This is a genomic window from Laedolimicola intestinihominis, from assembly GCF_040096155.1.
Taxonomy (GTDB): domain Bacteria; phylum Bacillota; class Clostridia; order Lachnospirales; family Lachnospiraceae; genus Laedolimicola; species Laedolimicola intestinihominis.
The window spans coordinates 342,118-353,099 of record NZ_JBBMFE010000001.1; the positions used below are offsets into that span (position 1 = coordinate 342,118).

The window sequence follows — 10,982 nt, forward strand, 5'->3', positions numbered from 1 at the left end:
TGAGGTATGGAGGAAACAATCAAGTTGACTTTTTTGAGCATCCAACGGTGATACAATGTGGAGATGTACGCACAATCAACATCTATGCCGCCGTTTCAAATGTTACATAGGAGGACAAGCCTTTTACACATTGGAAATTGCAACTGTTCTATTCTATAATATAGCTGTGAGGAGGTCGATATTATGAGAGATAAAACCTACCATATATATTTGGATAGCCCCGAAAGAAAACTTTTGATACATAGCCTTGTAGAGTTAAAAAATCAGCTCATTCAGCAAGGCAGATATACGGATTGTGTTGACGAGCTTGTTTTTAAGGTCATAAATGCACCGACCAAGAGAATAAAAATTGAATATGTCTAAGGCAAATTACAAAGCCGCTTATTCTTATTGATTTTAAGAGTAGGCGGCTTTTTTGCGTTCTCTGGTACTGTTTACATAGCCACCTTGACAAAGTGGCTAAATCTATGCGAAAGGAGGACGCATCTATGTCAAATGTAATATGGCAATAAAGGTATGTCTGGACGCAGGGCATTACGGTAAATACAACCGCAGCCCTGCGGTTTCGTCTTATTATGAATCGGACATGACTTGGGAACTCCATAATTACCTTAAGAAGGAGTTGGAGGCATTTGGTATCGGTGTGGTAACCACAAGGACAAATCAGAATACGGACAGAGCATTGTATGAAAGAGGTGCGGCTTCCAAAGGCTGTAACCTCTTTATTTCTGTCCATTCCAACGCTGTAGGGAACGGTGTAAACGAGAGTGTGGACTATCCGGTTGCATATGTCCTTTTAAATGGAAGCAGCACGGATATTGGCTTGAAGCTGGCAAAGGTTGTGGAATCAGTGATGGGAACTGCCCAGAGTGGAAGAATCGCAACACGTCAGGGGACAAACGGAGAATACTATGGTGTGCTTCGTGGTGCGAATGCAGTAGGGACACCGGGTATTATTCTGGAGCATTCATTCCATACAAACACCAGAGCAACAAAATGGCTTTCCAGTGACAGTAATCTGCAGAAACTTGCCAAAGCGGAAGCAGAATGTATGGCTTCCTATTATGGAGTAACGCAAAAGGAAGAAACTGCTCTTACAAAGATTATGGGTAACGCAGTGGCAACGGTGGAGCAGATGACAGCTTATATTAAAGCAAAGAATTCAGATGTTGCACAGTCGGTTGTTGATATGATTCCGCTTTATCTTTCGGAAGGAAAGGCAGAGGGTGTCCGTGGTGATATTGCCTTTGCACAGTCCTGTCTGGAAACAGGTAATTTTGGATTCTCCGGTTCTGCAGTTACGCTCGACCAGAACAATTTCTGCGGCATGGGAGTGACTTCAAATGGAATGAAAGGAAATTCCTTTGCTACACCACAGCTTGGTATCAGGACGCAGGTTCAGCATTTGAAAGCCTATGCTTCCACAGTGGATTTGAAGAATGAATGCGTTGATCCACGCTTTAAGTATGTCACAAGAGGCTGTGCGGAATATGTGGAGTGGCTTGGGCAGAAAGAAAATCCAGACGGAAGGGGATGGGCAGCAGGAGCTGGATATGGTGCAAAGATTATCACAATCTTAAATGCCATGATTGGAATTAAGAACGAGACAGCAGAACCGGAGGAAGTCTGGTATCGTGTGCGTAAGACATGGGCGGATGCTGCCACACAGAAGGGTGCATTCCATAGTTTGGAAAATGCCAAGAGGTGTGCGGATGAAAATAAGGGATATTCCGTATTTGATGAATCCGGTAAAGTGATTTATTCCAATGATACATTCACACCGTATCTTGTGAGAGTATCCATCGAAGATTTGAACATCCGCAAGGGTCCGGGAACAGACTATGATAAAACAGGTAAGTACACCGGAAAAGGTGCTTTCACTATTGTGGAAGAAGCAGAAGGCAAAGGTGCGAGCCTTTGGGGACTTCTGAAATCTTATCAGAAAAATCGTGACGGATGGATTTCACTGGATTATACCGAGAGGGTTTAAAGATAAGCCGGACAGAGACAACAAGGTTCTGTCCGGCTGCTTTTTTCGGCCCCTGACAAGTTTGGACAGAGTGAAAAAAGAGTGGGTGGAAACCGTAGAATTGCTTGACTTTACAGGGGTTTAGAGTGATTTATATACTACCAAAAACGAAAGGAGTACTTATTTATATGGTGATTGCAGGAACGATAAATAGGGTGGCTTTTTACTGCAGAGTCAACCATCGTGACAGAGACTATGAAAAATATCTGGACGATGTAATGAGGCGGTTGGAAGAAGAATATGGAAAACAGAAATGGGATTTGCAGATATTCTTTGAGGAAGCTTCAGGAGCCGACCCGAACAGAAAAGAATTTAATCGTCTGAAAGCGGAAATCGCAGCAAAGAAGATAGATGTGGTGGTTACCATGAGGGCTGCCACGATTGCCCGTAACTGGGGACAGTTTATGGAGTTCATGCTGATCTGCAGTAAGAAAAATGTGGATGTGGTGTGCATTGACAAGGTAGAAGATGCACAGGCCATTTTCCGAAGAATTCAAGAGTTTAAGAAAAGGTTTTTTGAAGAAAGTGATGTAACGTGCGAGTAAAAGTGATTAACAAACGACCAGCTTCGGTCTTACAAAAGAAAAGGGTTTGTGCTTATGCCAGAGTTTCCACAGACAGCAGAAGACAGGAAGACTCTCTTGAAAATCAGATGGAAACCTATGAGAGACTGATTACTGGAAATCCGGAATATGAATTTATCGGAGTATTTGCTGATCAGGGTATATCTGGCTATTGTGAAAACCGCCCACAGTTCCAGAGAATGATGGAGAAGGTAAGGGCAGGAGAAATTGATTTAATTATTACAAAATCCATATCGAGGTTTGCAAGAAATACCGTCACCGTTCTAAAGTTCGCAAGGGAACTGAAAGAACTGGGTGTCGGTATTTTTTTTGAAGAACAGAACATTAACACTCTATCAGGGGACGGTGAGATGATGCTTGCCGTCCTCGCTTCTTTTGCACAGGAAGAAAGCAGAAGCATGAGTGAAAACAATAAATGGTCCATTCGGAAGAAGTTTGAGAGAGGGGAAGTGATGATTACCACATCCCGTTTCCTCGGTTATGACAAAAACGAATATGGAGATTTGATTGTGAACCGAAAGGAAGCGGAAATTGTCAGTCTGACTTTTGACCTTTATCTGATGAATGTCGGCTCGTCAAGGATTGGGGAGCTGCTTGATTACCTGGGCGTGAAAACGGTGACGGGAACAACATGGGAAAGCGGGACCATCAATGGGATGCTTTGCAATGAAAAGTACAAAGGGGATTTTCATCTGCAGAAGTATTACACCCCTGAAAACAAAAGAAACCATACAAGGAAAAACAACGGGGAAGTACAGAGTTATTACATTTCGGAAAATCACGAACCAATTGTATCGCCAGAGGTATGGGAAAAGGTGCAGGAAGTCAGGGAACAGAGAAAACGTGACAGGAATATCGGACAGGACAGCACAATGAAGTTCCAAAACCGCTATCCCTTGAGCGGAATGCTGATTTGCCCTTACTGCGGAAAAACGCTTCGGCGCAGACAGGTTTACAAGAAGAAAATCCAATGGCTCTGTAGCACCTACATTGAAAAGGGAGTCAAGGCGTGTAAAGGGATACGAATTGATGATGCAGAATTGCAGGGATTGAATATTGCGGAACAGACAGTAGTTGAGGAGGTGATTCGAAATGGCAAGAAGTATTACAGTTATACCAGCAAAGCAGATTTCGACTGCGGAATCAGGAACAGCACAGGCAGTGCAGAAGTTGAGGATGGCAGCATACTGCAGAGTGTCAACCGACCAAGAAGAACAGTTATTAAGTTATGAGAATCAGGTCAATTATTACACAAATTATATCAGTGAAAATCCTCTCTATGAATATGCAGGAACTTATGCGGATGAAGGTATTTCGGGAACCAATACAAAAAAGAGGGATGAATTCAACCGTATGATTGCTGATTGCAGGGCGGGGAAAATTGATATGATTATTACCAAGTCCATCTCCCGATTCGCAAGAAATACGCTGGATTGCTTGAACTATGTGCGAGAGTTGAAAGATTTGGGGATAGGGATTATTTTTGAAAAGGAAAATATCAATACCCTCGATGCAAAGGGCGAAGTGCTGCTTACTATTCTTTCCTCACTGGCACAGGATGAGAGCCGGTCCATTTCAGAGAACTGCACATGGGGAATTCGAAGACGGTTTGAAACAGGAAAACACAAAATGAGTACAAAGCGTTTTCTTGGCTACGACACGGACGAGGATGGCAAGCTGGTAATCAACAGAATGCAGAAGCCGATTGTGGTACGGTTGTATCAGGAATTTTTGGATGGAAAAACAACGGATTACATCAAGAGGATTTTTGAAAAAGAGGGAGTTCGGAACTGGGATGGCGGTACGAAATGGCAGGCCACAACCTTAATGAGTATGTTGGAGAATGAAAAATACAAAGGTGATACATTGCTGCAGAAAAGCTATACGGTGGATTTCCTTACCAAGAAGCGGACGCAGAACAAAGGGGAAATCCAGATGTTTTATGTGGAAGATGACCACGATGCCATCATTTCAAAGCGGATTTGGGAATGTGTACAGCTTGAAATAAAACGCAGGAAAAAGTATCTGGAGGAGCATGGGACAAACTCCTATTCCCACCGACCGGAAAGCAATCCATTTGCATCCAAGATAATTTGCGGAGACTGTAATAAGGTGTTTGCACGGAAAGGCTGGCGGAGCAGCACGGGCGTTGACCGTAAGGTATGGCAATGTAGTGAACGATACAAGGTCAAAGGAGTTATGGGATGTGCCAACCGCCACGTAGAGAAAGAAACGCTGATAAAGGCTTATCTGATGGCTTGGAACGCATTGGTGGAGAATCGAGAGGATTTCATGGAGCAGTGGACAGAACAGCTGCAGAGCGAGAACCTCTTGGAAAGTTATCGGGCGGAGAAGTTTATAGAATATACCGATGGAGCAAAGCCTTTGACGGAGATGGATACGGACTTCATGCTGAAAACATTGGACCACATCAAGGTTTTTGAAGATGGAACATTGTTGGTGGTCTTCCTGGACGGAACGGAGATTGAATGTAAAAATGAAGAGGAATAAGAAAAGATGCCGATTGGGAGTTGCGATTCCTGGTCGGCCTTTTTTCTTGCTCTTTTGCGGATGGTAAAAGGTGGAGTTTTATGGTAAAATATTATAATAGCGAGTAGAGATATCGATGAAAAGAACGTGTTATTATGTGCTTTATTTGGTTTTGTGGAGGTACTGCTTAATATGGTTAACAGAATTTTCGATAAAAAGAATGTAATATTACTGAAAGTTAACGAAGATGATTTGAATACCTTTTTAGTTGATATGGATATTGATGATGAAGGAAATCCCAAATATTGCTTGGATGATTTTACCAAAGCCATATGTAATACAATTCCAGAATATGTTTTTGCACAATATGAAGATCCCAATATTCCTCAAAATGACATTGTTGAAAAGTTAAGAGAAGCGGCTCATTGTATTTATAAAATCAAAGATTTTCAATTAATGAAACAGTGGTGTGTAGATAAAGATATTAATGCATATAACGAATTAAAAAGGTCTAGTACAGCAAAAAGAGGAGAATTTGGTGAGTTGTTGTTGCATTTGATATTAAGGGAATTTAAGCATACAATACCACTAATTTCTAAAGTTTATTTCAAAGATAGTGCGAGTGTGCCTGCACATGGATTTGATGCGGTACATGTTTCCACGAATGAAAAAATTTTATGGCTTGGTGAAAGTAAGCTTTATGATGATAGTAAAGAGGGGATAAAAGCATTAGTGAAAGATTTGAATGAACATATTAATACAGACTATTTAAATGACCAGTTTGTGATAATTAAAAAGAATCTGGATAATAATTCTATACCTGGCAGAAAGGAATGGATTGATACAATAACGAATTGTACAAAGCTAAGCGACAAACTTAATATTATAAACATACCAATGCTTTGTACTTATACACATGACATTTACAAAAAGTTTTCTGATATGAATGATCCTAATGCAATAGCCTACCACGAATTAAATGTCAGAGAGTTAAAAGAGTATTTTGATAAACAGAACAAAATGCCACTAAAAGACAGAGTTAATATTATACTTATGCTATTTCCTGTAAATGACAAAAATGAATTAGTCATTAATTTGCATAAACGTCTTTGGCATATGCAGAATATTTGAGGTGAAATATGGACAAGACAACCGAAATCATATTAGAAATTGAAAATGCAGAAAGAATCTCTTTTGAACAGAGTTTTAAAATTGTTTCATATTGCACACAATTGTTGTCACAACATTCAGCGGAAGCAGAATTATCCGCGAGAAAGATAGTAATACATGTTCTGAATAATTGGGGAAAAATTGATAAAAATTTATATGTAGTGTGGGCGGATTTGATTGAAACGTTAGGATTTTATCCGTATATTCAAAAAAATAGTTCTGATTTGAAAATTATGTCTTTTGCAGACGATGTGCGAATGAGTTATTTTAAGTCAGATTTTTTAAAGAATACATATCTACATAAAGAGCAAAAGAAAATTTCTAATTATCTTTTGTCAGGGAAAAATATAATTGCTAGTGCGCCAACAAGCTTTGGAAAAAGTTTGCTTATAGAAGAAATCGTAGCTTCAAAAAAATATAAAAACATAGTTATCATACAGCCAACATTAGCATTGTTAGATGAAACTCGATTAAAATTGAAGAAATATGCCGATGATTACAAAATTATAGTGAGAACTTCGCAACCATATTCTGAAGACAAGAGAAATCTTTTTCTGTTAACAGCGGAAAGGGTAATGGAGTATGAGCCTCTACCTCAAATAGATTTTCTTATTATAGATGAATTCTACAAATTGAGCCTCAGAAGAAAGGATGACCGGGCAGATACCTTAAACAATGCGTTTTTGAAGGTGGTAAATAAATTTCATCCCAGATTTTACTTCTTAGGCCCCAATATTGATGGAATAACAGATGGATTTGCAGAAAAATATGATGCAATATTTTATAAGTCAGATTTTTCTTTAGTAGATTGTAATGTAATAGATAAGAGTAATTTAATTAACTGGAGTAACAGCGATAAACAGATTGATAAGGAAAAAATCACAATTTTGTGTGAACTGTTAGATGAGTTGCGAAATGAACAAACGCTTATTTATTGTTCAACTCCTGCACGAGCAAGGCGTATGGCCAAAGTATATTTAGAATATTTGCAAAGAATAGAACGAGAAAAGAATAATCAACTTCCATTAATAGAATGGATTAATAAAAATGTCTCGCCGGAATGGAGTTTAGCTAAGGAATTACAATACGGTGTGGCAATTCATGATGGCTCTTTACAAAAGCATATAGGAGCTTCAATTATTAAGTATTTTAATGAGGGACGGTTAAACTGTATTTTTTGTACCTCTACGATAATTGAAGGTGTCAATACTAGTGCTAAAAATGTAATTTTGTTCGATGAAAAAAAGGGAGGAAATGAAATAGATTTTTTTGACTACAGTAATATTAAGGGTCGTTCTGGAAGGATGATGGAACATTATGTGGGAAGAATATTTAATTTTTGTCACGTTCCGGTGCAGAAGTCTATTGTAATAGATATCCCATTTTATGAACAAGATCCAGAAATATTGACAAATGAAATACTTATTAACATAAAAAAGAATGATGTAAAGCAAGAGGTCAGAAATCGTTATGATCAGATTAATGCGCTTCCCGCTGATTTATTAAGTATTATTAAACAAAATGGCGTTTCTGTAAATGGACAAATCAGGATTTATAACAAATTAATTAGTGACTTGAAATCAAAAAGTGTATTACAAAATATTCAGTGGAGCCAATTACCTACATGGGATCAAATGTACTATGTTTTAGAACTAGCAGAAAATAATCTATTTAACTTTGATAGCAAGAGGGGCGTGTTTTCAGTAAAGCAGCTTGCAAGATATTTGAATATGTACAGAACGAAAAAGAATATTATTGATATTGTTAATGATATTTATAATAGTAAAATTGCGACTGTAAAGACTTTGACAGATGAGAGAAAAGCAAGATATTATGATGAAGCTGTAGAAACAGCATTTCATATCTACAGACATTGGTTTCAATTTACTGTGCCGAAGGCGTTTAGAGTTGTAGATAGTATCCAACGTCTGATATGTGAAACGAGAAACATTAAACCAGGGTCTTATAGCTTTTTCGTACAACAATTGGAAAATGATTTTATACGTGAGAATTTATCGATTCTGGTCGAATTTGGGATACCAAGTAACGCTGTAAGAAGATTGGAGAATGTAATTCCGTCTAATCTGTCAGAGGATGAAGTCATTGACTTTATTAAGAAAAATCGCAGCAATATAAAAAAATACTTGTTGCTATATGAAAGTGAGCGGTTAGAACAGTGTATATAGAAATAAGTAGAAGAATGCTTATTGTTCCTTAAAATAATGTTTTAGATGAAAGAAGAGAATGTATGGGGAAGAAAATTGGAAGAAATGATCCATGTCCATGTGGGAGTGGAAAAAAATATAAATTGTGTTGCATCAATAAGATGTCGGAGGAAGAAATACAAGCATTGTATTTAGAGCAATTTGAATTGACCAAAGGACTGAATGAGGCGAATAAGTGTCACAAAATATTAGATATAGGAAAAAGGATAATCGAACATCAACAAAATAGTATATGTGCCACAGAAACATATGTAAATATGGCACTCGCTAAAAGGGTATTATATTTATTAAATCATAATCAGTTAGATTTAGAGGAAGCAAAAGATTTTTGTTCACGTGCTCTTGAGTTGAAACATAATAATCAAGTGGCATTGAGAATGCTGTATGGTATTTGTTTAGATTTAAAACAATACGGAGATGCGAACAAAGTATTAGCGCAATATGAAGATACTAATATATTTAGTCCTATGAGTGTACAGATTGTAGAAGAATATCAAAATGCAATAGAATGGGCTAACAGAGAAGAGTACAGAGAAGATAATAAAAAAGGATTAGATGAAATAACCAATACATTATTTGAAAAATTTGGTATGAATGCAGGTTTATGTGCAGTTGCTATTTCATATTATTTAGGGGTTGGCAATGATGCACTTAAAGCGTATGAACTTGGCAAAAGAAGTGTTGAGGAATATCCAAATTCGGTAACTTATAATAGTTTAGGCTGGGTATGTTTAACACCAGAAATTAATAGGAAGGATATTGCAGTTGGATTTTTTGAGAAAGCAATAGAATTAGCAGAAGATGAAGAATTGAAAAAAGATATTACTGGAAATTATTTTATTGCTTTGCTGGAGAACGAACAATTTAAAGAGGCTGAAAAAGTTATGTGTGATTTGATTGAGGAATATCCATGTAATCAAAATTTTTCAAATTATGCAGAACTGTTGAAACGGCAAGGGAAATTAGAAGATGCATTGGAATGGGGAAAAAAAGCGCTTTTTATTGTAGAGGATGATACAACGTTATTAGTTGTTGCTGATATTTATAAGAAAATGAAGCAATACGAGAATGCAGTTTTTATGTATCAAAAATGCCTTGAACATATTAGTGTGGATGAGAATGTTTATCAGTTTCAAGATATAAATGGAAAGCAATTGTATTCAATAGCATCTAACAATAGTCTTGGCGTGATAATGTTTGAAGCTTTAAAAGGAATTATTTCAGCATATAGTTTTTTGAGAGAGTATGAGCAAGCAAAAGCATATTTATTAATTGCGAAAGAAAGAATGCCTCAAAAAAGTGAGTGGGAAATATGGGAACAAACCTTACCAGAGATAGAAAGTGCAAATCAGCGTTATATAGAAATTAAGGAACAACTTAGTCAAAACAGTAAAAAAGCTGTAGAGCAGAAACGTTCTGTTCGCCAGTGGGCGCTTCAATTGATACAGCTTCAGAATAATTCTGGACAATTAAATCTGGATGAAAACGATGATTGGGATAAATATTTAGAAAAAATGGACGAGGTTCTCAATCAAATGGTCCAGGCGGTAAATAAAGATAGTATCATATATCAAAATAGCCGGAATTGGGTTAATTCAACATATACACATCTTGATGCAGATGCAAAGGAATTTTTAATTACAGCAGAAACTCTTTATGAAATACATAAAATGAGCATTATCGATTTTGCACCTATAATAGTGGAATATTGTAAGGTTGTTGAAAAGCAATTAAGGGTACTGTTGGGAAGTCAAATACCTAGCAGTATGCACATGTTAGGACAGATAATCGGTGTGATTTCGACAAATAATATACATCCTTATACCTTATATTTGTCAGATTTACGAGCTGTAAATCAATTGCGTAGAAATAGTGCACATACAGGGTTATTAGTAAGAAATGATGCAGACATGATAAGAAATATTCTTTATGTAAATAATTTACTTAATAATCTTGTTTGATTTATATGCCATAATCGGGGCGCAAGCTATCCTATCTCCCTAAGTGGGGGATGAACCTTTTCGCAAAAGGTGACGGTTTCGCTATTTAGTATAAGAAGTAACTTTCACCGCATTGTGAGACAGTCTGCCTTCTGTCGAAAAAAGCCCAATAAATCAAAGGATTTCGCCATTTTGGGAATAAAATAGATGTGTGTTTCTGTTTCCGTAGAGTGATGATATAATCGGAGATTCACCCCAGGGGATAGGCTTTGGAGAACGGGAAATATACATTTTGGCGAAAGGATACTTTTTCGCAAAAAGGGGGAATATTTACGAGTAAAAAAGTATATCCTAATGATCCATGTCCTTGTGGGAGTGGAAAAAAATATAAGCTTTGTTGTAAAGGAAAACAAGATGATGCAGATTTTGTAAACCCGCTAAATTTATTAGACAATTACAAACTGATTCGAAAAGAGTCCAGAATAAAACAATGTTTACATCCAAATAATGAAGAGTGTTCAGAGAAGATTATAGGAGCCCATTC

General features: G+C 37.4%; 8 protein-coding genes and 1 pseudogene. All 9 read left to right on the forward strand.

All coding sequences use genetic code 11. From position 1 onward, the window contains the following. The first annotated feature begins 183 nt into the window (after window positions 1–183). Entirely contained in the window at window positions 184–363 is a 180-nt protein-coding gene (locus tag WMO29_RS01465; protein ID WP_297775931.1) for a hypothetical protein, read from the forward strand. A 139-nt stretch (window positions 364–502) separates the two neighbouring features. Further along, window positions 503–1,990 (forward strand): N-acetylmuramoyl-L-alanine amidase, encoded by a 1,488-nt coding sequence (locus WMO29_RS01470; RefSeq protein WP_349163445.1) that lies wholly within the window; start codon window positions 503–505, stop codon window positions 1,988–1,990. Between the two features lie 167 nt (window positions 1,991–2,157). After that, window positions 2,158–2,574, forward strand: coding sequence for a recombinase family protein (locus WMO29_RS01475; protein WP_349163446.1), 417 nt, complete (start codon window positions 2,158–2,160; stop codon window positions 2,572–2,574). 2 nt (window positions 2,575–2,576) lie between these two features. Beyond that, window positions 2,577–3,845, forward strand: coding sequence for a recombinase family protein (locus WMO29_RS01480; protein WP_349163447.1), 1,269 nt, complete (start codon window positions 2,577–2,579; stop codon window positions 3,843–3,845). Continuing rightward, on the forward strand, window positions 3,790–5,124 hold the full coding sequence (locus WMO29_RS01485; protein WP_349163581.1) for a recombinase family protein: 1,335 nt from the start codon (window positions 3,790–3,792) through the stop codon (window positions 5,122–5,124). Before WMO29_RS01480 ends, WMO29_RS01485 begins: the two co-directional genes overlap by 56 nt. Window positions 5,125–5,295: 171 nt before the next feature. Continuing rightward, complete coding sequence (locus WMO29_RS01490; protein ID WP_349163448.1) at window positions 5,296–6,234, forward strand: HamA C-terminal domain-containing protein; 939 nt, start codon at window positions 5,296–5,298, stop codon at window positions 6,232–6,234. A gap of 8 nt (window positions 6,235–6,242) precedes the next feature. Continuing rightward, complete coding sequence (locus tag WMO29_RS01495; RefSeq protein WP_349163449.1) at window positions 6,243–8,459, forward strand: DEAD/DEAH box helicase; 2,217 nt, start codon at window positions 6,243–6,245, stop codon at window positions 8,457–8,459. Between the two features lie 62 nt (window positions 8,460–8,521). Then, the gene (locus WMO29_RS01505) at window positions 8,522–10,459 is read left to right on the forward strand and encodes an SEC-C metal-binding domain-containing protein (RefSeq protein WP_435391101.1); all 1,938 of its coding nucleotides are present in this window, start codon (window positions 8,522–8,524) and stop codon (window positions 10,457–10,459) included. Window positions 10,460–10,776: 317 nt separating this feature from the next. Next, window positions 10,777–10,848 (forward strand): annotated as a pseudogene (locus WMO29_RS16730) (SEC-C metal-binding domain-containing protein); the annotation flags it as partial. Window positions 10,849–10,982 lie beyond the last annotated feature (134 nt).

What these genes read in the sequence shown, in the direction of transcription:
- WMO29_RS01495 (WP_349163449.1), top strand. Translation starts at nt 6,243, where the DNA reads ATGGACAAGACAACCGAAATCATATTAGAAATTGAAAATGCAGAAAGA.
- WMO29_RS01475 (WP_349163446.1), top strand. Translation starts at nt 2,158, where the DNA reads ATGGTGATTGCAGGAACGATAAATAGGGTGGCTTTTTACTGCAGAGTC.
- WMO29_RS01465 (WP_297775931.1), top strand. Translation starts at nt 184, where the DNA reads ATGAGAGATAAAACCTACCATATATATTTGGATAGCCCCGAAAGAAAA.
- WMO29_RS01490 (WP_349163448.1), top strand. Translation starts at nt 5,296, where the DNA reads ATGGTTAACAGAATTTTCGATAAAAAGAATGTAATATTACTGAAAGTT.
- WMO29_RS01485 (WP_349163581.1), top strand. Translation starts at nt 3,790, where the DNA reads ATGGCAGCATACTGCAGAGTGTCAACCGACCAAGAAGAACAGTTATTA.
- WMO29_RS01505 (WP_435391101.1), top strand. Translation starts at nt 8,522, where the DNA reads ATGGGGAAGAAAATTGGAAGAAATGATCCATGTCCATGTGGGAGTGGA.
- WMO29_RS01470 (WP_349163445.1), top strand. Translation starts at nt 503, where the DNA reads ATGGCAATAAAGGTATGTCTGGACGCAGGGCATTACGGTAAATACAAC.